The organism is Pseudoalteromonas sp. R86517, assembly GCF_042466295.1.
Taxonomy (GTDB): domain Bacteria; phylum Pseudomonadota; class Gammaproteobacteria; order Enterobacterales; family Alteromonadaceae; genus Pseudoalteromonas; species Pseudoalteromonas atlantica.
In genome coordinates this window covers 3,271,152-3,292,500 of record NZ_JAXHCB010000001.1, presented here as the reverse complement: position 1 = coordinate 3,292,500, position 21,349 = coordinate 3,271,152, and the positions used below count along the sequence as shown (strand labels likewise).

Below are 21,349 nucleotides of genomic sequence, written 5' to 3'. Positions count from 1 at the left end.
TGTATAACCTAATAATTTATAAGGCTTGGAATAGCTATTTTGAGTTTTAACACCTATTAAAGGCCTTAAAATATCAATACGTGTCACTATTAATGTAATAACCGCGCAAATACACCATGTACCAATAACAACCAAGAGTGGTTCAATAAAAGAACCTACTTCTAAAGGCTGCAAAACAAAACATAGGATTATGAGTACACTTTGGTGCAATAAATAAAAAGGGAACACCCAGCTATTAAATGTTTTTAAGTAATTAGTTTTAAAGTTTAAAAAATGCTGTGCGAGTGCAAGCATGGTAAGCACTCCCAATACTCTTTGAATATTGTATATAGTAGTAAAAATATAACTAGGTAAATCAAATACGTTTTGGTAAGCCATTAATATGTATATACACAGCAGGGTAAAGCTTACACATAACACCCAAAAATAGTGTTTTAGGCTCGCCCAAAAATAATTGTGTTTGGCTAACAGAAACCCTATAAATAGAAATATAAAGCCGTTAGCCTCCCTTACAGCATCTCCTTCTAAGTAGTTATGTGTAAGCAACATGGCTATGACTAATAAGCTTACCAGTAATGGCAGCCTCACTTTACCTAACTTGAGTAAAGGCGTAAAAAAAGGGAGCTTCATGAATAGTGAAAATAAAATAATGATAAGCATGAACTGCCAAAGAGAGCGTAAATACCATAAATGATTTACATCTACGTGCGGCCATACCCCAGACTGGTAATTGGCAAACATCTCATTATTAATATCTAAAAACGCTAAGTAGAACTGCCAATACGTTATGTCTATTACGCTCTTTTGCGACATTTCTGCATACAACTGAAAGGGAACTATTAGCCATAACCCCACCAGCAAAGGTAGTAATATAAAAATAGAGCGATTTAAAAAAAATAACGCATTTGATTTAACACCTCTCACTTTATCGAGCATAAAGCGAAGTGCTACTCCAGATATAAACCAAATCAGTAGCATTCTCCAAGGAGCAAACACCAATAAAAAATACTCTACGTAGTGAGATATATAAGTACTTTTAAAGTGAAAGCCCCAGTTTTCGCTGTACAACATGCCAATGTGATAAAAAATAAGTACAGCAAACGCAATGACTCTCAGCCAATCAAGAAAGTAATGACGGTTTGTTACGTGTAATTGTTTTTTCATGCTAAAACCAATGTATACCTTTTGGTACTAGTAAGACTTAAACGACTCGCAAAAACTATTCATAAGTGCTTATATTACATGCAATAGTGATAAACGGTGGTATTTAGGGATAAACCCACCACATAAATATAAGCACATACTATGAACCTACAACACTTTCAGCGTTTTCAAACCTTATACGCATCAGTATTACTGTGTGCTTACGTATTAATTAATAATACCGTAAATGCAACAACCCAAATCATGGAGGTAAAAAGATCAGGAGATTTACCATTTTTAATTTGGGAGCCATTTGTATGGGAGTATTCAAGCGCGCTAGGATCTTTGCTTATGTTTCCGGCTTTAATTTGGTTTTTGAATAACACACCTTTTAAATGGCATAAAATACCTGCTTCATTGGGTATGTATTTTGGCGCTTCAATTGTATTTAGCATGTTACATATTGCTATTATGGTAGGCAGTCGCAAGCTTGTATATTTAGCTTGGGGTCGCTCTTATGATTTTGGTTTGAGTTGGTTTGAATTAATATACGAATATCAAAAGGATGCTATAAGCTTTATATTTTTTATTGCGCTCATAAAAGTATATCAATATGTCGTTCAGCAATTAATTGGGGAGGCATCTTCTATAGAAGAAAGCGAGCAACAAGCAACACCCACTCTAAACCGTTTGCTTGTAAAAAAGCATGGTAAAGAGTTTATTGTAAAAATAGACGATGTTGATTGGCTTGAATCATCGGGCAACTATGTAAACTTGTATATTGGCACGTCTATTTACCCTTTAAGAACGACCCTTACAGCACTAAGTGAGCAACTAGAAGATAAAGGCTTTTGCAGAGTCCATCGCAGCCATGGCGTAAACCTTGATAGAATAGAGTCTATTACACCGCTACCTAGTGGCGATAGTGAAATAAAACTAACTACAGGTAAGATGCTTAACTTATCTAGACGCTATAAAGAACAGTTTAAACTTCAACTGAAATAAAAAAGGCTACCTAAGTAGCCTTTTATAATTATTTTTTAACCGGGCGTTTCCAGCCCGTTAAATTACGCTGTTTAGAACGTGCTATTGCAAGTTGTTCATCTTCAACGGTACTGGTGATCACAGAGCCTGCACCTACAGTTGCTGTTGTACCAATATTTACAGGAGCAACAAGTGATGAATTTGAACCAATAAAGGCGTTATCACCAATAATGGTTTTTGCTTTATTAACTCCATCGTAGTTACAGGTAATAGTACCTGCGCCTATATTCACTTTTTCGCCAATTTCAGCATCGCCTAAGTAACTTAAGTGGTTTGCTTTAGAACCTTTCCCTAAGCGGGTTTTTTTCATCTCTACAAAGTTACCAATGTGCGAGTCTTCTTCCATTACCGCACCAGGGCGTAGGCGAGCATATGGGCCTAGCGTACATTTAGCCGCTACGCTTGCCTCTTCAATTAGGGTATTCGCTTTTATTACAACGTTATCGCCTATGGTACAGTTTTTAAGTACGCAGTTAGGGCCAATTTTTACGTTATTGCCTAGGGTTACACTACCTTCAAAAATAACGTTTATATCAATTAATACGTCTTCGCCTGTTTTAACATTGCCACGTACATCAATACGAGCAGGGTCGGCTAGGGTGGCACCATTTAACATTAACTCTTCTGCTTGCCATGCTTGATAAGCACGCTCTAGGCCTGCAAGTTGTATGCGGTTGTTTGCGCCTTCAACTTCCATTGCATGATCGGGCTGTGCTGACGTGATTTCTACACCTTCACTGTGCGCCATAGCAACGATATCTGTAAGGTAGTATTCACCCTGCGCATTATTGTTAGATAGATTGCCTAACCATGTTTTTAAAAGCTTGCCGTTAACCGCCATAATGCCGGTGTTTACTTCGCTGATAAGTAGCTGCTCAGCGCTTGCATCTTTTTGCTCAATAATACCTACAAGCTTGCCATCTTCTCGTAGCATACGGCCATAGCCATTTGGGTTAACCAAATTAACTGTTAATACCGCCAAACCATTTTTAGGTGTTGCAGCTAGTAAGCGCTCAAGTGTTGATTGCTTTGTAAGAGGTACATCACCATATAAAACAAGTACAGTGTCGTCATCATTAATATGAGGGTTTGCTTGTGCTACTGCGTGGCCAGTACCAAGTTGTTCTGCTTGCAGTACCCAGTTTACGTCGTTATCGGCAAGTTGTTGTTGTAATAGTTCGCCGCCGTGCCCGTAAACTAAGTTAGTGGTGGTTGCACCAAGTGCCTTTGCGTTATCTATAACATGCTGCACCATAGGTTTACCTGCCACTTTATGCAGTACTTTTGGTAGAGCAGAGCGCATACGAGTACCTTTACCCGCAGCAAGAATTACTGTTGTTAGAGCCATTAAAACAATTTCCTTTTTCCGTTGTTTTAGTGAGGAGTTAATGAAAGTAGCTTAACTAGATTACGCATGTCACTCCATGTATACATACTCAGCCGTATTATAAAAAATAATGACTGAATCTATGATAAACAAACTATTCATAATAATTACACTTATTGTAACCAGCTTTGCTAACCGATATAAGTGCAAAGCCAAATTACAGGCACAAAAAAGCCCACATAACGTGGGCTTTTAAAAACCGGATAGGCTTACTTTTTACGTAATTGCTGAATTACGCGAAGTTGTGCAATAGCTTCTGCTAGTTGCATAGCTGCTTTTTGATAATCAAATTCAGCTGCTGACGCATTAGCCATTTGGCTTTCTGCGTCACGCTTAGCTTGCTCTGCGGCTTGCTCGTCTAGGTCTTCACCACGAACAGCTGTATCAGCAAGTACGGTTACTATGTTCGGTTGAACTTCTAGTGTACCGCCAGCAATGTAGATGAGTTCTTCTTCACCATGTTGCTTAACTAAACGTACCATACCAGGTTTAAGGGCAGTTAGTAGTGGGGCGTGACCGGCATTAACACCAAGCTCACCTTCACTACCAGATACTTGAATCGATTCAACTAGACCAGAGAACAAGCTCTGCTCTGCGCTTACTACGTCAAGATGTACAGTCATAGCTGCCATACTACCCTCCTAATTACATGCTTTTAGCTTTTTCTTGAGCTTCTTCGATAGAGCCTACCATGTAGAACGCTTGCTCTGGAAGGTCATCAAATTCACCGCTTAGAATGCCTTTAAAGCCAGCAATTGTGTCTTTTAGTGAAACGTATTTACCTGGCGCACCTGTAAATACCTCTGCCACGAAGAATGGCTGAGATAGGAAACGCTGGATTTTACGTGCACGAGATACAAGTTGCTTATCTTCGTCAGAAAGCTCGTCCATACCTAGGATAGCAATGATGTCTTTAAGTTCTTTGTAACGCTGAAGAACTGTTTGAACGCCACGTGCTGTATCGTAGTGCTCTTGACCAATTACTAATGGGTCAAGTTGACGTGAAGATGAATCAAGTGGGTCTACCGCTGGGTAGATACCAAGTGATGCGATATCACGTGAAAGTACTACTGTTGCATCTAAGTGAGCAAAGGTAGTTGCTGGAGATGGATCCGTTAAATCATCCGCAGGTACGTATACCGCTTGGATTGATGTAATTGAACCTGTCTTCGTTGAAGCGATACGCTCTTGAAGTACACCCATTTCTTCAGCAAGTGTAGGCTGGTAACCTACCGCTGATGGCATACGACCAAGAAGTGCAGATACTTCTGTACCAGCAAGCGTGTAACGGTAGATGTTATCTACGAAGAAAAGTACATCGCGACCTTCGTCACGGAACTTCTCAGCCATAGTAAGACCAGTTAACGCTACGCGTAAACGGTTACCAGGAGGCTCGTTCATCTGACCGTATACAAGCGATACTTTATCAAGTACGTTTGAATCGTTCATCTCATGGTAGAAATCGTTACCCTCACGAGTACGCTCACCAACACCTGCGAATACTGAGTAGCCGCTGTGCTCGATTGCGATGTTACGGATAAGTTCCATCATGTTTACGGTTTTACCTACACCGGCACCACCGAATAAACCAACTTTACCACCTTTAGCAAATGGACATACAAGGTCGATTACCTTGATACCAGTTTCTAAAAGTTCTACTGAACTTGATTGCTCTTCGTATGAAGGCGCTGCACGGTGAATAGACATACGGTCTTCTTCGCCGATTGGGCCAGCTTCATCGATTGGCTCACCAAGTACGTTCATGATACGACCAAGCGTTGCTTTACCAACTGGAACTTGAATCGCTTCACCTGTATTTTCTACCGCTGCGCCACGACGTAAACCGTCAGTAGTACCTAGTGCGATAGTACGAACAACACCGCCACCTAGCTGTTGTTGAACTTCTAAAGTCAAACCAGCTAAATCGCCATCTGTTACTTTTAGCGCGTCATATACGGCTGGCACGTTGTCTTGAGAAAACTCAATATCCACAACGGCACCGATAATTTGGACGACCTTACCTAAACTCATGTCTATTCCTCTCGTTAATCTTTGCCTGAAGCATTAAACTGCGGCTGAACCAGAAACAATCTCACTAATTTCTTGTGTGATTGCCGCTTGGCGGGCCTTGTTATAAACAAGCTGTAACTCATCCATAAGGTCGCCGGCATTATCTGTTGCAGCTTTCATTGCAACCATACGGGCAGCCTGTTCAGAGGCAGCGTTCTCAACCACACCTTGGTATACCTGAGACTCAACAAAGCGTACAAGCAAAGACTCTAATATAGCGTCTGGGCCTGGCTCGTATAAGTAGTCCCATGTGTGGGCAGATACTTCTTCTTCAGCTTTTGGCAAAGGGAGTAACTGGTCAATTGTTGGTTCTTGCTTCATGGTATTAACGAAGTTGTTATATACCAGGAATAAACGGTCAATTTTACCTTCTGAGAATGCATCTAGCATAATTTTTACAGGACCAATTACGTCTTGTACTGAAGGCTTATCTCCAAGGCCTGCTTTTTTAGCAAGCACTTGACCGCCAAAACGTTGAAAGAAACTAGCAGCTTTGCTACCTAAAGTTGCAAACTCAGCGTCCACACCTTTTTCTTTCCACGCTTTAATGTCTAATGCAACTTTTTTAAACTCATTTGAGTTTAAGCCGCCACATAGACCACGGTCTGTAGAGATAACAATATAACCAACTCGTTTTACTTCACGTTCTTCTAAGAACGGGTGAGTAAAATCAAGATTTGCTTGAGCAACACGACCAATTACTTTGCGTAATTTGTCAGCGTATGGACGGCTTGAAGCCACTCGTTCTTGCGCCTTTTTCATTTTAGACGCAGCAACCATTTCCATTGCGCTAGTGATCTTTTGAGTATTTTTAATACTCCCGATCTTGCTTTTAATCTCTTTTCCGCTGGCCATGACTCTCTCTCCGAATCAAGGTGTGCTTTAGTAAACTAAAGCGCACCATTAATAACTAAATTACCAAGTTTGCGTAGACTTGAACTTCTCAAGAAGTTCTTTAAGCTGCGCTTCGATCTCGGCGTTGTAGTTACCAGTTTCATTGATTTGAGCCACAAGCTCTGCGTATGTGCTACTTGCATAAGAAAGTAAAGCTGCTTCGAAATCCATAATTTTAGAGATTTCGATATCTTTAAGATAACCTTTCTCAGCTGCAAATAACGACAAAGACATTTCAGCAACAGACATTGGTGCGTACTGTTTCTGCTTCATTAGCTCTGTTACACGCTCACCATGCTCAAGTTGAGCACGAGTTGCATCATCAAGGTCAGACGCGAACTGCGAGAACGCAGCTAATTCACGGTACTGAGCTAGGGCTAGACGGATACCGCCACCTAGTTTCTTAACGATTTTAGTTTGTGCAGCACCACCAACACGCGATACCGAGATACCAGCATTTACTGCCGGACGGATACCTGAGTTGAATAAGTCAGTTTCTAAGAAGATCTGACCATCGGTGATAGAGATAACGTTTGTCGGTACGAACGCAGAAACGTCGCCGCCTTGAGTTTCAATGATTGGCAATGCCGTCAATGAACCAGTTTGTCCTTTCACTTCACCGTTAGTGAACTTTTCAACGTAATCAGCGTTTACACGCGATGCACGCTCTAAAAGACGCGAGTGAAGGTAGAATACGTCACCTGGGTATGCTTCACGACCTGGTGGACGCTTAAGTAGTAATGAGATTTGACGGTAAGCAACAGCTTGCTTAGATAAATCATCATATACGATTAATGCGTTTTCACCACGGTCACGGAAGTATTCACCCATAGTACAGCCCGAGAACGGTGCTAAGTACTGAAGTGCCGCAGACTCAGAAGCAGATGCTACAACTACGATAGTATTTGCAAGTGCACCGTGCTCTTCTAATTTACGTACTACGTTAGCAATAGTAGATGCTTTTTGGCCAACCGCTACGTACACACACTTAACGCCTGTGTTCTTTTGGTTGATGATTGCATCGATTGCTAGTGCAGTTTTACCTGTTTGGCGGTCACCGATAACAAGCTCACGCTGACCACGACCAACTGGAATCATCGCATCAATAGATTTGTAACCAGTTTGAACTGGCTCATCTACAGATTGACGCTCGATTACACCTGGTGCAATTTTTTCTACAGGTTCAAAACCGTCGTTATCTAAAGCGCCTTTACCATCGATAGGAGCACCTAGTGTGTTTACAACACGACCAAGTAAGCCAGCACCAACAGGAACTTCTAAGATACGACCAGTTGTGTATACTTTTACGCCTTCAGTAAGGTCAGCGTAAGGACCCATAACTACTGCACCAATTGAGTCACGCTCAAGGTTTAGTGCGATAGCATAACGGTTGCCTGGAAGCTCAATCATCTCACCTTGCATACAGTCAGCTAGACCGTGGATGCGGATGATACCGTCAGTAACAGATACGATAGTACCTTCGTTACGAGCTTCACTTACAACTTCGAACTGCTCAATACGTTGTTTGATCAGATCTGAAATTTCAGTGGAATTAAGTTGCATGCTCTTTTTCCCAATTACGATTGTAGTGTTGTGGCTAAGCGGTTTAATTTACCGCGTACTGAGCCGTCGATTACAGTGTCACCCGCCTTAATAATAAGGCCGCCAACAACTGCAGCGTCTTCACTACAATTCAGCTTAACTTTGCGTGCGAAACGTTTTTCAAGTGTCGCTACCAATGACTCTTGCTGCGCTGCAGCAAGAGGGGTTGCCGAAATCACATCTACGTCGATTTCTTTGTCATACTCTGCTTTAAACGCAGCGAATAACTGAGCAACCTCAGGCAGTGCAATCAAACGTCCATTTTCAGCCATCACCTTAACTAGGTTCTGACCTTGTTCGTTGAGCTGCTCAGCACATAAGTTAATAAATAACTCAGCTTGTGCAGTAGCAGTAGGCAATCCAGCTAGAATGGCTGATGCTTGTTCATTGCTGGCAACTTCGCCTGCAAAAAACAACATGTCATTCCAGCTTTCAATCGTGCCTTTTTCAACGGCAAGTTCAAAAGCCGCTTTAGCGTATGGGCGAGCGATAGTAGTCAATTCAGACATGCTCATACCCTCCTAATTACAGCTCAGCGACAAGTTTTTCAACGATGTCACTATGTGCGGCTTGATTGATTTCACGCTCTAAAATTCTTTCAGCGCCAACCACTGCCAGAGTCGCTACTTGCTTACGTAGCTCTTCTGTTACACGGTTACGCTCTGATTCAATTTCAGAGTGCCCTTGAGCAATAATTTTTTCACGCTCTTCTTGTCCACGAACAGTTTCTTCGTCAACAATAAGCACGGCACGCTTTTTAGCTTGTTCAATGATATCAGCCGCTTGAGCTTTTGCATCTTTAAGCTGTTCTGCAGCTTTTTGTTGCGCAAGTTCTAAGTCTTTTTCGGCTCTATCAGAGGCAGCTAAACCATCTTCAATTTTCTTCTGGCGAGACTCAATTGCATCATTAAGTGGTGGCCATACATATTTCATACAAAATAGTACAAACACCGTAAACGCAATTAATTCACCGATAAGAGTGGCTGTTATGTTCACGACCGCTCCTCCTTAAAATAGTAAGCTGTTCAAAAAATAAAATTAAAGTACGAACAGGATTACCATTGCGATACCAACACCGATCATTGCTACCGCATCGATTAGACCAGCTAGGATGAACATCTTAACTTGTAATGAAGGTGCAAGTTCAGGCTGACGCGCACATGCTTCTAGGAATTTACCACCCATGTTACCGAAGCCGATAGCAGTACCGATTGCACCGAAGCCGATAAGTAAAGCAACTGCGATGTACTTAAGACCTAATACTAGTTCCATTTTTTTCTCCAAAGTTTCAATTGTTAAAGTTAAATATAAAAAGTGTATAAATTAGTGATTGTCTGAACTTGCCATGCTTAGGTAAACAATGGTTAGCATCATAAATACGAATGCTTGTAACACGATTACTAAGATATGGAATACAGCCCAAACAAAGTGCAACGGAAGTTGCATTAAACCAACTGCGCCGATAAGTATGAATATCAATTCACCAGCGTATAAGTTACCGAATAAACGCAGTGCTAACGAGAAAGGCTTAGACACTAGAGCGATTGTTTCTAGTAATAAATTACAAGGAATTAAGAAAATCATAGCCACTTTGCTATTAGAGCTAAACGGGTGAAGTGTAAGCTCTTTAATGAAGCCACCAACCCCTTTAATTTTAATAGAGTAACCAATCATCAGAATAAACACGCCCAATGCTAATGCAGCAGTTAAGTTTATGTCTGTGGTAGGTACAATTTTCATGTAAACGTCGTGTGAGTCCATGCCAAAGGCTTGTTCACCAACAAAACCAGCAAGTGCAGGTAAGAAATCAACTGGGATTAAATCCATTAAGTTCATTAAGAACACCCAAACAAAAATTGTTAAGGCTAATGGAGCAATTAATTTGCTTTTACCGTGGTATGTGTCACGTACGTTGTCACCAACGAACTCAACAATCATTTCAATAAAACATTGAAATTTACCCGGTACTCCGGTGTGAGCTTTCTTTGCGGCGCTTCGGAAGGTCCATAAAAATAATAGACCAAGTCCGATTGACCATGCGAGGGTATCTATATTCCATGTCCAGAAACCACTGTCTGCACACGCTTTGTTGAAGGCAAGACCTGAGTCGGTCATACACATCTTAGCGTTTGTTAAGTGATGCTGGATATGGCTTGATATAGTAACTTCTTCTGCAGCCATGTTATATCCCAAAAGTTAATGTTTAAAAAAAACGGGTGCAAACAATCCAGTAAAGAGCACAAATACGTAAACACAAAAAAACGGCACTAAAACGACCGTGGTTGACTTGAGTATCAGTGCAAACAATACGATTGTTAGCATAAATTTTAATCCGTTACCGCGTTTTAACGAGGTATACGCTTGATTTGCTTTGCTTGCACCCATATATCTGAATGCATAAAGCGCAAATACTAGGTGGGGAAGTATTGCTACGCTGCTACCGGCAAGTGCTGATACGCTGGCGTTTACTCCCCAACCAACAAAAATAATTACTGCAGCTACAAGTGCTACGATACCCTGAAGACAAATTAATTTAAATGCGGCAAGCCTATAAGGTCTTGCTAACTTATTAGTCACGTTTAGTTAACCTTTATGGCGTTCTAATTGTTAGGGTGTGAAAACTGGCGAAATTATACTTAATCCTACCAGTTTTGCAACTTGAGTAGACGCTTTGTAACACAAAATAGCTACAAATGTCTCTTATCGGACATGTAAAATTTTAATGGTCGGTATTGCTGTGATTTATACGATTTAAAATGCCATCAAGCTCATCTAAATTGGTGTAAGAAATAACCAACTTACCTTTGCCTTTCGCGTTATAATTTATTTCTACTTTAGCCCCTAAATTATCGGCTAATTTTTGCTCTAAACGCTTAACATCTGGGTCTTTTTCAGGTGTTTCTTTAGCAGCAACCGGCTCTAAAATTGAGCGTACTAACTTTTCGGTTTCGCGAACAGTTAGCGCTTTAGCAACGGCTAATCTTGCAGCGTCAGATTGTGCTTCACCTTCAAGTGCTAATAAACAGCGTGCGTGGCCCATTTCTATGTCGCCATGCTCTAACAGAATTTTAACATCACTATTTAAATTGTTTAATCGTAGTAAATTGGTCACGGTAGTGCGCGATTTACCCACCGCATCGGCAACTTGCTGGTGCGTTAATTCAAATTCATTCAATAATCTGTTTAAAGCGATAGCTTCTTCCATTGCGTTTAAATCTTCACGCTGAATATTTTCTATCAGCGCAATAGCAACAGCGGCTTCATCTGGCACATCTTTTACAATACAAGGTACGCTTTCAAGCTTTGCTATTTGTGCAGCACGCCAACGGCGCTCACCGGCAATTATTTCAAAGCTATTTTCTGCAACAGGGCGTACCACAATTGGCTGAATAATGCCTTGAGAGCGGATAGAGCTTGCTAACTCCTCAAGCGCTTCTTCAGACATATCTTTACGAGGCTGGTATTTTCCTGAGTGTAAAAACTCAATAGGCAGCTTTTGCAATTCATTCGCAACGGGCTGTGCTGCAGTTTGTACAGCTTCAGTCACATTTACTGTGTCTTGTTCCTTGCTTGAGCTCGGCGCTGGTTTTGATGAACTTAAAAGGGCATCGAGTCCTCGGCCTAAACCTCGTTTTTTAGCAGACATGTTATTTTTTTACCTTAAAGTTAGGCGACTACCGGCGCTGTTTTTTCTTTTCTGCGTAGCATTTCGCCCGCAAGTGCTAAGTAGGCTTTTGCGCCACTTGATGCGCGGTCGTAGTACATTGCTGGTGCACCAAAACTAGGTGCCTCGGCAAGACGCACATTACGTGGGATCACGGTGCGGTATACTTTATCGCCAAAATGTTGTTTTAATTGTTCTGATACATCATTTGCTAATCGATTGCGCGGATCGTACATAGTACGAAGAATGCCTTCAATTTGTAAGTTAGGGTTAACTAACTTTGCAAGTTGCGTAATAGTGTCCATTAATGCGGTTAACCCTTCAAGCGCATAATATTCACATTGCATAGGTACTAAAATAGAATCAGCAGCAGCCATGGCGTTTACTGTTAACATATTTAGTGAAGGCGGGCAGTCGATAAAAATAAATTCGTATTTATCTTGTATTTTTTCAAGCGCATTACGAAGGCGTACTTCGCGTGCAAACAATTCCATTAATTTTACTTCGGCTGCGGTTACATCGCCGTTGGCCGCTATCATATGATACTCACCCGAGGTTTCAGTGATTATAACCTCATCCATTGGTTTTTCTTCAATGAGTAAATCGTAAATGGTGGCGACATCGCCATATTTGTCTACACCGCTACCCATCGTAGCGTTGCCTTGGGGGTCGAGATCTATTAACAGCACTTTACGCTTCGTTGCAGCCATAGATGCAGCGAGATTAACAGCCGTTGTTGTTTTACCAACGCCGCCTTTTTGATTTGCTAATGCGATGACTTTTGCCACTATGTCTCTGATCCCTAGTCTTTAGAAAGAATAATTAAATGTCGTTGTGCATCAAGTTCAGGCACTACTAGCGAGATTTTATCTTCAAATTTTACACCCTCAGGTAGCGACTCTAGCTCTTCACTAGGAAACACACCTTTAAGCGCTATAAATTTGCCTGAGTGATCAATTAAGTGTGAACACCAATCAACCATATCTTGCAGTGAAGCAAACGCACGACTTAGTACGCCATCTAATTTAACACTTGGTTGATATTCTTCAACTCTTGACTGCACAGGGGTGACATTATTTAGCCCGAGCTCGTGTTTAACTTGCATTAAAAAGCGAACACGTTTGCCTAAGCTATCAAGCAATACAAATTGCGTATCAGGTAGTGCAATAGCTAATACAATACCTGGTAAGCCAGGACCTGTGCCTACATCAATATAACGATGACCGGGTAAATGAGGTGCAACAACTAAGCTATCCATAATGTGCTTAATCATCATTTCTTCTGGTAAGCGTACAGACGTTAAATTATACGCTTTGTTCCATTTGTTTAGTAACTCAACGTATTTAACTAATTGCTGTTGTTGTTTTTCGGTTAGCGCAATATCAGTTTGCGCTAACAATGTTGTTAATTGTTGCTGTAACACAGTTTACCTTTACCATTACGCAGTTTTGCGTAATAAGCCTTGCTTCTTCAGATACACTAATAATAGCGAAATCGCCGCTGGGGTGATACCAGAAATACGAGAAGCTTGGCCAATAGTGTCTGGACGCGCATCCGTTAACTTAGCAACTACCTCGTTTGATAAACCCGATACCGTTGAGTAATCGAACTCTTTAGGCAAAATGGTTTCTTCATGACGAAGCTGTTTATTGATCTCATCTTGCTGGCGCGCAATGTAGCCTGCGTATTTAGTATGGATCTCAACTTGTTCAAGTGCAGCTTGGTTTGTAAACTCAGATCCAAGCCCATCAATAGCCATTAAATCGTCGTAACGAATTTCTGGACGACGAAGTAGATCCTCTAAACTTGCTTCACGAGTAAGCGGTGTTTTTAATAAGGCGTTTACTTGATCAACCACAGCATGATCTTTATGGATCCAGGTTTCTTTAATACGCTGTTTCTCTTTTTCGATCACTTCCATTTTTTCGTTAAATGCCTGCCAGCGCTCATCGTTAACTAAACCAAGTTCACGGCCTTTTTCTGTTAAGCGAATATCAGCGTTATCTTCACGTAATAATAAACGGTATTCCGCACGGCTAGTAAACATACGGTACGGTTCTTTTGTACCAAGCGTTGCTAAGTCATCTATTAGTACGCCCACATACGCTTCATCACGACGTGGAGTCCATGCATCTTTGCCTTGTACTTGTAAAGCGGCGTTCATGCCGGCTATTAAACCTTGTGCACCGGCTTCTTCGTAACCAGTAGTACCATTTATTTGGCCTGCAAAAAATAATCCGTCTATAAACTTGGTTTCTAATGACTGTTTTAAATCACGCGGGTCAAAGAAATCATATTCAATAGCATAACCAGGGCGACAAATATGTGCGTTTTCAAAACCATCTATCGATTGCACAATTTGTAACTGCACATCAAAAGGTAAGCTGGTTGAAATACCGTTAGGGTAAAGCTCGTACGATGTTAAACCTTCAGGCTCTACAAATATTTGGTGCTTGTCTTTATCAGCAAAGCGCACAATTTTATCTTCTATTGAAGGGCAGTAACGTGGTCCTATACCTTCAATTACGCCAGAGTACATAGGCGAGCGATGTAAATTGTTACGAATAACCTCATGGGTTTTTTCGTTTGTGTAGGTGATATAGCATGGTATTTGCTGTGGGTGATCGCTTTGTTTACCAATAAACGAAAATACCGGTGTAGGCGCATCACCTGGTTGTTCTTGCATCTTGCTAAAATCAACTGTACGGGCATCAATACGTGGTGGAGTACCTGTTTTTAAACGGTCTACTCTAAAAGGTAATTCACGTAAACGATCAGCAAGTGCAATTGAAGGGGGATCGCCTGCACGACCACCTTTAAAATTCTCTAAACCAATATGTATTTGGCCACCTAAGAAAGTACCTACGGTTAATACAACACTAGGTGCGCTAAAACGTAATCCCATTTGGGTTACTACGCCAACAACTTTGTCGTTTTCAACGATAAGATCATCACACGATTGTTGAAATATTTTTAGGTTTTCTTGGTTTTGTAATGTGTTTTGAATTGCAGCTTTGTACAAAGCGCGATCAGCTTGTGCTCGAGTTGCACGAACAGCAGGTCCCTTTGAAGAATTTAAGGTACGAAATTGAATACCGCCTTTATCAATAGCTTGTGCCATAGCACCGCCTAGCGCATCAATTTCTTTAACCAAATGGCCTTTGCCTATGCCACCAATTGCAGGGTTGCAAGACATTTGACCAAGTGTATCCATATTATGAGTTAGCAGCAGGGTATTCATCCCCATACGTGCAGCAGCCAATGAGGCTTCAGTGCCTGCATGTCCACCACCTACTACGATAACGTCAAACTTTTCGTGAAAAATCATTAATGGGATCCTACTTAATCAAACCAGTAAACTTCAAAAGGGAGCGTATTCTACCTAGAAATTAGGAGAAGATAAATGATTAAACAGTGGGCAAGATCTAAGTCACTGATCACTTATAATATAAAGGATCTTTTAAAGAGATCTTTTAATACTATTACTACTAGTGATCGGGTTTTCTGTTGATAAGCTCTATTTATTCATTTAAAACATAAAATTAGATCAGATCTAAAGGTGTTAATATGATCGGATCATCAGGCAAATAAGCTCTGATCAAAAAAGGGGTTTATACACAGCCCAATATCGATTGGATCTTATCCCATGGATAAGCATGCTTAAAAACGCAGTTTGATCAGCGGTTATCCACAAAAGCTATTAAATTATTAGTAAATTGTGGGTAACTTTGTTTATGCATTTTATTCGATCACATTACTTTAATTGTGTTTTCTCTATCCACGAGTCTAGCCACTCTAGGGCGGTATCTTCGGGTAATGCCTCATCAAGAATATTTAACTCAAGCCTTGGCGCTATGCATGTTGCGCCAAGGCTTGCCATTAAACGATTTATATTACGCCCAGCAAGGTTATAGGTGTCGTAGCTGGTATCGCCTAAGCCAATGACTGAATATTTAATTGCAGATAAGTCACTTTGCTGATTTAGCTGCTCAATAAATGGTAAAAGGTTGTCGGGGTAATCGCCCGCGCCATAGGTTGATGTGCATATAAGCCAGATTGTATTGTGTTGATCAATATCAGATAAATTAGGTTGATCATGTAGTTCAGCACTTATACCTTGGTTATTTAACTCATCACATAGTTGTTCTGCTACATATTCTGCAGATCCCATTTGACTACCAACGATTATATTTACAGAACTCATATTTAAACTGATCACACATTACTTATTTGCCCGCTATGATAACTGAGTTAGCCTTGCAGTAAAGAAAACCTTTGTAATTTTGTATAACTATTTTTGAGTTGTTTTTGCTCTTTGTTGTAATTGCTTATCTAAGTTACTGAATATAAATGAATTAACAAAAACTATTTAAATGTAATCTTCTGATCAAGTTGTTGATAAGGTTGGGGAAAGCTCTGCTTAACTAGTATGTTTTGTAGATCTAAATATAGCTAAGTCATTGATTTTTTATTATAAGTGAGGCCACCAGCCCACGTTTTTATATAGCTAAGCTGTTGTTGATCATAATGTGGATAGTAACCTTGTTGATAACTTAAAAAGGCGATCAAAAATAATTTTTAAAAACGATCCGATTAAGCAGATCTGCCCTAAAAAAGTGAAAATAAGTGTAATAAACCACGCTTTTTTATAGATCGTGGCGGTTTAAGGTTATAAATGTGCCGCTATTTTTGTTTTATTAGCCATAAAGTAGGCGATTGTGGATAACCTTTTTTAATTAGTCTTATTATTTTTCAAGTTCAGCGAGGAGTTTTGCTGGTGGATCAATTAAAAACGAGGGCGTTGGCCTTAATAGTACCGGTTACTTTTGCTTATAAATTCATAAACTGTAGTTAAAACGATCTACTTAAGGATACTTTTTAGCGGCATATTGGTACTTTTTTAAGCTATATCGAGCGCCAATTACGCGCTTAACGTGGTGTATTTTTATACTGTAAGAAATTAAACAGGTGAGTTGAATACGCTAAAATCAGGCGCGTTTTTATTTAATTTTAGCCCCATTTTAGCTTTTTAAATTTTATACCGGGCATAAAAAAGGGCACTAATGTGCCCTAAAGTAAGTGTAATTTTATGCTGCTTTAGCGAGTTATTTACCAATACAGAACGAGCTAAATATTTTGCCTAGTAGGTCGTCTGAGGTAAATTCACCGGTTATTTCGTTTAAGTACTGCTGCGTTAAGCGTAGCTCTTCGGCTAATATTTCGCCGGCTACGTGCATTTCTAACTGCGTTTTACCAGTATCTAAGTGATAGGCCGCATGTTCAAGTGCATCTAAATGGCGGCGGCGCGCCATAAATCCACCTTCTGTTGCGCCTTGAAAGCCAATACAAGCTTTTAAGTGGTCGCGTACAAGCTCAATACCTTGCGCATTTTTAGCGCTTAAACTAATTACTGGGTATTGTTGGTTTTCATCCATACCTACTGCATCGCCCGATAAATCGGCTTTATTTCTGATAACGGTAACACCCATACCTTGCGGTAACTTTGCCATAAACTCAGGCCAAATTGCGTGTGGGTCGGTGTCGGTGGTGTCGGTGCCATCAAGCATAAACAACACGCGATCAGCTTGATTTATTTCATCCCACGCGCGCTCTATACCTATTTGTTCAACGCGGTCTGGGCTTTCACGTAGACCTGCGGTATCGATAATATGCAGTGGCATACCATCAATATGAATGTGCTCACGTAGTACGTCGCGAGTAGTACCGGCTATTTCGGTTACTATGGCAGCTTCGCGTCCTGCTAGGGCATTAAGTAGGCTTGATTTACCCGCATTAGGACGCCCTGCGATAACAACGCGCATACCTTCGCGCATAATACTGCCTTGCTTAGCTTGGCTCGTTACTGTGTGTAATTGACTGATGATGGCATCTAAATCGCCCGATACTTTACCATCGGATAAAAAATCAATTTCCTCATCAGGGAAGTCAATGGCTGCCTCTACATACATACGTAAATGAATAACTTTTTCTACTAGGGTTTCAATGTGTTTAGAAAACTCACCTTGTAGTGACTGTAGGGCGCTTTTAGCTGCTTGCTCTGAGGTTGCATTAATTAAATCGCTAATAGCCTCTGCTTGGGTTAAATCAAGCTTGTCGTTCATAAAGGCGCGCTCAGAAAACTCACCAGGCTTAGCTAAGCGAACGCCTTCTATTTGGCTAATTTCTTTTAATAGCATGTCGAGTACAACAGGGCCGCCGTGACCTTGCAGTTCAAGTACGTCTTCGCCGGTAAATGAGTTTGGGCCTGCAAAATAAATAGCGATACCTTGGTCGAGTTGCTCGCCGCTTAAACTTTTAAAAGGAACGTAGTCGGCATAGCGAAGCTTAGGTACTTTACCTATTATTTTTTCGGCCACGCTTTTCGCAAGGCTGCCAGAAACCCGAATTATACCTACGCCACCACGCCCAGGGGCGGTCGCTTGTGCTGCAATTGTGTCTTGATTGATCATGCTATTTATTTGCCAACGAGAGTAACTTTAATGGCGCTATTGTAACCTATGCATTTATTGGTAGCGAATAGCTGTGGTAAAAAATAGGCAATAAAAAAGGCGACCTAAGTCGCCTTTATATGAGTAGCCGTTAAGCTAGCCTCTTACTTTTATACCTTGCTTTTCCATGCCACGGTAGATGATAAGCATCTGGACAATAGAAATAAGGTTAGACACTAACCAGTAAAGTACTAAACCAGATGGGAACCATAAGAAGAATACAGAGAAGATAACCGGCATAAAGGTCATCATTTTTTGCTGCATTGGATCGGTAACCGTCATTGGTTGTAGTTTTTGCGTCACAAACATACTTGCACCAAATAATATTGGTAATACGTAGTATGGGTCTTTTGTAGAAAGGTCAGTTAGCCAAAGAATGAACTCTGCATGGCGCAGCTCTGTCGATTCTAAGAATACGTAAAATAGCGCTAAGAAAATTGGCATTTGTAGCAAAATAGGGAAACAGCCACCCATAGGGTTAACTTTTTCTTTTTTGTACATTTCCATAGTAGCTTGGCCGAACTTTTGACGGTCATCACCATATTTTTCTTTTAGGGCAGCCATTTTAGGCTGAAGGGCACGCATTTTAGCCATTGACGTGTATTGCGCTTTAGTCAGTGGGTACATTAACGATTTAACGATAATAGTGATGGCAATAATAGCGACACCCCAGTTACCTAAAATACTGTGTAACCATTTAAGAAGTACAAATAAAGGCTGCGAAATAAACCATAACCAACCGTAATCTACAGTTAAGTCTAAATCTGGGTGAATCGCTTCAAGAATATCTGACTCTTTAGGACCCATGTAGTAAGTCGCATTAAGGGTTTGCTCGCTGCCAGCTTGTACATTTATAGGCGCTGCTTTTGTACCAATAATAGCGGCATTACTTTTAGTAATTAAGCTGTAAAGCGTGTGTGTTTCGTCTTGCTTAGGTACCCATGCACTTACAAAGTAATGCTGAATAAATGCAACGTAACCGCCTTGGGTGTTTTTATTTAGGTTTTTGTCAGCCATATCTGAAAAGCTGTATTTTTCGTACGACTCTTCATCAGTACCGTAAGCTGCACCTAAATAGTTTTGATCTACTAAGCTGCCTTTTTCTTGTACGGTACGCTTAATTTGCGTGTATAGCTGTACTTGCACTGGCGCACTTGTAGCATTATTTACTGTGTACTCTAGGCCTACATCGTATTGACCTTTTTTAAATACGTATGTTTTAGTGAAGCTAACGCCATTACTATCTACATAGGTAAGTGGTACACGTAGCTCATCACCGCTTAGCGTGTAGGCTTTTTGCGTTGCTTGGTAAGTAGGGCGACCATTCGCTGATGCGTCTGGGCCATTTAAACCAATTAAACCACTTTGTGAGAAGTATTGATTGCCATCAAACTCGCCTAGAAGCATAAATGGTGTTTCTTCACCTTTTACTTCTTCGTATTGGAGTAAGTCTGCTTCAACAATGTCACCGCCTTTGGTGTCTATTTTTACTTTGAAAACGTCAGTCGTAATGTCAATAACTGAACGCTTAGCAGCGGTAGCCGAAGCAGGTAAACCTGAATCTGACGATGACGGTATATAATCATCTGACTCTGGTGACGTTGTGTTTAGTGTTTGTGTAGTGGCACTAGGATCGGCTTTAGGAGTGTTGTAGTCATTATTCCATTCTTGAAATAATAAAAACGACACTAACATTAAACCGATTAATAAAAACGTGCGTTGCGATTCCATAACAGCTCTTATTTCTCGTGTTGGTGGTTAATACGGGTTAATTTTTCAGGAACGGGGTCTTCTCCGCCTGAATGTAAAGGATGGCATTTTAATATGCGTTTAAGTGCTAACCAACTCCCTTTTACAAATCCATGCAAATTAATTGCTTGAATAGCGTAATGAGAGCAGCTTGGATTAAAACGACAATGCGGGCCTAGTAGTGGGCTTATCCACATTTGATAACCGCGGATAAATAACACTAAACAACGCTTTGGAATAGCAACAAGTGGTTTAAGTAACCTCATGGTGTTTATACCCCTGCGTATATTTAGTGAATAGATACCATGTATTTAAAGGCTCAATTAGAGATTTTAAACGCATGATTAAAAGGTGAGCTAAAGATACCCTAATTAACCCTGCAATTCTATTGCTATCGGGTTTGTTTATTAGATTTAGCTGATTTGTTTGGGCGTTTTTTAAAAGGTGGTGGTTTAGGTGCACCAGGTTTGCAGCGTTCATTTATTTTACGCCACAGCTTTGTAAGTTGTTTGGTTATTTCTTCGTTAGACTGCTCATCAATACCACTTTTTACCATAAGCACAATATCGATATTATCGATGGTGTGTTGATTTAAACGAAAACTTTCGCGAGCGAGTCGTTTAATACGGTTACGTTGGCATGCCTTTTTTACACGTTTTTTAGCAACAGTGAGCCCTAACCTAGGTTTAACTTGGTCATTAGGTTTAGCTAAAAGAGTAAATAAAGGAGTTGCAGCCCGAGCGGGTTCGTTAAATATGCGAGAGTAATGCGAGGGAGTTAACAGACGTAACTCCCTGCCAAAGCTAAAGTCTTCCACTTATATATTAAGCAGAAAGAACTTTGCGGCCTTTAGCGCGGCGACGTGCTAATACTTTACGGCCATTTACAGTTGCCATGCGAGCACGGAAGCCGTGTGCACGTTTGCGTTTTAAAACGCTAGGTTGAAAAGTTCTTTTCATAACAATCTCATCCGATCGGTTAAAGTTAAAACATCCTATGCAGGTCGCGATCCTGGCACAGGTGCCATTGCGAGCGCGAGATATTATAGATTAAGCACTTTAAAGTCAATCATAATTGCGCTGTAAACACCGTGTTTATTACATTTTTTGTACGCTGGCTTGATATTTATGGATTAATTTTAAAGCAAAATGGCCTGCTTTTGCGCAAAAAGGCGAATTAATGGCCGAGAGTGACTTAAAGAATGTGGATCGTAATAAAGTAGGGTGATCAACTAGGATCATCATAATTAAGAAGTTTTCCACAGCTGGTGTTTAAAAAGTGAATAAA

22 protein-coding genes (1 of these 22 running past the window's edge) are annotated in these 21,349 nt (G+C 40.6%); 1 reads left to right on the top strand and 21 read right to left on the bottom strand.

Features of this window, described 5'->3' with window-relative positions; all coding sequences use genetic code 11:
- A protein-coding gene (locus tag SJY38_RS14935) for an acyltransferase family protein (RefSeq protein WP_286743909.1) crosses the window boundary here: on the bottom strand, positions 1 to 1,164 show its 5' portion. The gene continues 48 nt to the left of window position 1, outside the view; only the first 1,164 of its 1,212 coding nucleotides appear in the window; its start codon is at positions 1,162 to 1,164; the stop codon falls past the left edge of the window.
- A gap of 141 nt (positions 1,165 to 1,305) precedes the next feature.
- On the opposite strand from SJY38_RS14935, the gene SJY38_RS14930 reads away from it, so the two are divergent.
- A complete protein-coding gene (locus SJY38_RS14930; RefSeq protein ID WP_064386567.1) occupies positions 1,306 to 2,148 on the top strand; it encodes a LytTR family DNA-binding domain-containing protein in 843 nt (280 codons plus the stop codon).
- A gap of 28 nt (positions 2,149 to 2,176) precedes the next feature.
- On the opposite strand, the gene glmU is transcribed toward SJY38_RS14930, so the two are convergent.
- The 20 genes from glmU to rpmH form a co-directional block, all read right to left on the bottom strand.
- Entirely contained in the window at positions 2,177 to 3,535 is a 1,359-nt protein-coding gene (gene glmU / locus SJY38_RS14925) for a bifunctional UDP-N-acetylglucosamine diphosphorylase/glucosamine-1-phosphate N-acetyltransferase GlmU (RefSeq protein WP_377110070.1), read from the bottom strand.
- 248 nt (positions 3,536 to 3,783) lie between these two features.
- Positions 3,784 to 4,206 (bottom strand): F0F1 ATP synthase subunit epsilon, encoded by a 423-nt coding sequence (locus SJY38_RS14920; protein WP_004588077.1) that lies wholly within the window; start codon positions 4,204 to 4,206, stop codon positions 3,784 to 3,786.
- A gap of 13 nt (positions 4,207 to 4,219) precedes the next feature.
- Positions 4,220 to 5,605 (bottom strand): F0F1 ATP synthase subunit beta, encoded by a 1,386-nt coding sequence (gene atpD / locus SJY38_RS14915; RefSeq protein ID WP_004588076.1) that lies wholly within the window; start codon positions 5,603 to 5,605, stop codon positions 4,220 to 4,222.
- Positions 5,606 to 5,638: 33 nt separating this feature from the next.
- Positions 5,639 to 6,499 (bottom strand): F0F1 ATP synthase subunit gamma, encoded by an 861-nt coding sequence (atpG, locus tag SJY38_RS14910; protein ID WP_004588075.1) that lies wholly within the window; start codon positions 6,497 to 6,499, stop codon positions 5,639 to 5,641.
- Between the two features lie 60 nt (positions 6,500 to 6,559).
- Entirely contained in the window at positions 6,560 to 8,101 is a 1,542-nt protein-coding gene (atpA, locus tag SJY38_RS14905) for a F0F1 ATP synthase subunit alpha (protein ID WP_004588074.1), read from the bottom strand.
- A 14-nt stretch (positions 8,102 to 8,115) separates the two neighbouring features.
- Positions 8,116 to 8,649, bottom strand: a complete 534-nt coding sequence (gene atpH, locus SJY38_RS14900) for a F0F1 ATP synthase subunit delta (protein WP_004588073.1) — start codon at positions 8,647 to 8,649, stop codon at positions 8,116 to 8,118.
- A gap of 16 nt (positions 8,650 to 8,665) precedes the next feature.
- Positions 8,666 to 9,136, bottom strand: coding sequence for a F0F1 ATP synthase subunit B (gene atpF / locus SJY38_RS14895; protein ID WP_004588072.1), 471 nt, complete (start codon positions 9,134 to 9,136; stop codon positions 8,666 to 8,668).
- A gap of 42 nt (positions 9,137 to 9,178) precedes the next feature.
- The gene (atpE, locus tag SJY38_RS14890) at positions 9,179 to 9,412 is read right to left on the bottom strand and encodes a F0F1 ATP synthase subunit C (RefSeq protein WP_004588071.1); all 234 of its coding nucleotides are present in this window, start codon (positions 9,410 to 9,412) and stop codon (positions 9,179 to 9,181) included.
- A gap of 51 nt (positions 9,413 to 9,463) precedes the next feature.
- The gene (atpB, locus tag SJY38_RS14885; RefSeq protein ID WP_004588070.1) at positions 9,464 to 10,321 is read right to left on the bottom strand and encodes a F0F1 ATP synthase subunit A; all 858 of its coding nucleotides are present in this window, start codon (positions 10,319 to 10,321) and stop codon (positions 9,464 to 9,466) included.
- Positions 10,322 to 10,336: 15 nt separating this feature from the next.
- Positions 10,337 to 10,717 carry an ATP synthase subunit I gene (locus SJY38_RS14880; RefSeq protein ID WP_024032126.1) on the bottom strand — a complete coding sequence of 127 codons (381 nt, stop codon included), beginning with the start codon at positions 10,715 to 10,717 and terminating at the stop codon, positions 10,337 to 10,339.
- A gap of 142 nt (positions 10,718 to 10,859) precedes the next feature.
- Positions 10,860 to 11,786 (bottom strand): ParB/RepB/Spo0J family partition protein, encoded by a 927-nt coding sequence (locus SJY38_RS14875; RefSeq protein ID WP_286245678.1) that lies wholly within the window; start codon positions 11,784 to 11,786, stop codon positions 10,860 to 10,862.
- Positions 11,787 to 11,806: 20 nt separating this feature from the next.
- The gene (locus SJY38_RS14870) at positions 11,807 to 12,592 is read right to left on the bottom strand and encodes a ParA family protein (RefSeq protein WP_004588067.1); all 786 of its coding nucleotides are present in this window, start codon (positions 12,590 to 12,592) and stop codon (positions 11,807 to 11,809) included.
- A 14-nt stretch (positions 12,593 to 12,606) separates the two neighbouring features.
- Entirely contained in the window at positions 12,607 to 13,227 is a 621-nt protein-coding gene (gene rsmG / locus SJY38_RS14865; protein ID WP_096042524.1) for a 16S rRNA (guanine(527)-N(7))-methyltransferase RsmG, read from the bottom strand.
- A gap of 15 nt (positions 13,228 to 13,242) precedes the next feature.
- Entirely contained in the window at positions 13,243 to 15,132 is a 1,890-nt protein-coding gene (gene mnmG / locus SJY38_RS14860; protein WP_054983815.1) for a tRNA uridine-5-carboxymethylaminomethyl(34) synthesis enzyme MnmG, read from the bottom strand.
- Between the two features lie 426 nt (positions 15,133 to 15,558).
- Positions 15,559 to 16,008: an FMN-binding protein MioC gene (gene mioC / locus SJY38_RS14855; protein WP_286743928.1), complete on the bottom strand. Its 450-nt coding sequence runs from the start codon at positions 16,006 to 16,008 to the stop codon at positions 15,559 to 15,561.
- A gap of 901 nt (positions 16,009 to 16,909) precedes the next feature.
- Positions 16,910 to 18,274, bottom strand: a complete 1,365-nt coding sequence (gene mnmE / locus SJY38_RS14850) for a tRNA uridine-5-carboxymethylaminomethyl(34) synthesis GTPase MnmE (protein ID WP_004588063.1) — start codon at positions 18,272 to 18,274, stop codon at positions 16,910 to 16,912.
- 135 nt (positions 18,275 to 18,409) lie between these two features.
- Complete coding sequence (gene yidC / locus SJY38_RS14845; protein ID WP_024032130.1) at positions 18,410 to 20,044, bottom strand: membrane protein insertase YidC; 1,635 nt, start codon at positions 20,042 to 20,044, stop codon at positions 18,410 to 18,412.
- 8 nt (positions 20,045 to 20,052) lie between these two features.
- Positions 20,053 to 20,328, bottom strand: coding sequence for a membrane protein insertion efficiency factor YidD (gene yidD, locus SJY38_RS14840; RefSeq protein ID WP_004588061.1), 276 nt, complete (start codon positions 20,326 to 20,328; stop codon positions 20,053 to 20,055).
- Positions 20,329 to 20,453: 125 nt separating this feature from the next.
- Positions 20,454 to 20,879 (bottom strand): ribonuclease P protein component, encoded by a 426-nt coding sequence (gene rnpA / locus SJY38_RS14835; RefSeq protein WP_286743933.1) that lies wholly within the window; start codon positions 20,877 to 20,879, stop codon positions 20,454 to 20,456.
- 7 nt (positions 20,880 to 20,886) lie between these two features.
- On the bottom strand, positions 20,887 to 21,021 hold the full coding sequence (gene rpmH, locus SJY38_RS14830) for a 50S ribosomal protein L34 (protein ID WP_004335215.1): 135 nt from the start codon (positions 21,019 to 21,021) through the stop codon (positions 20,887 to 20,889).
- Positions 21,022 to 21,349 lie beyond the last annotated feature (328 nt).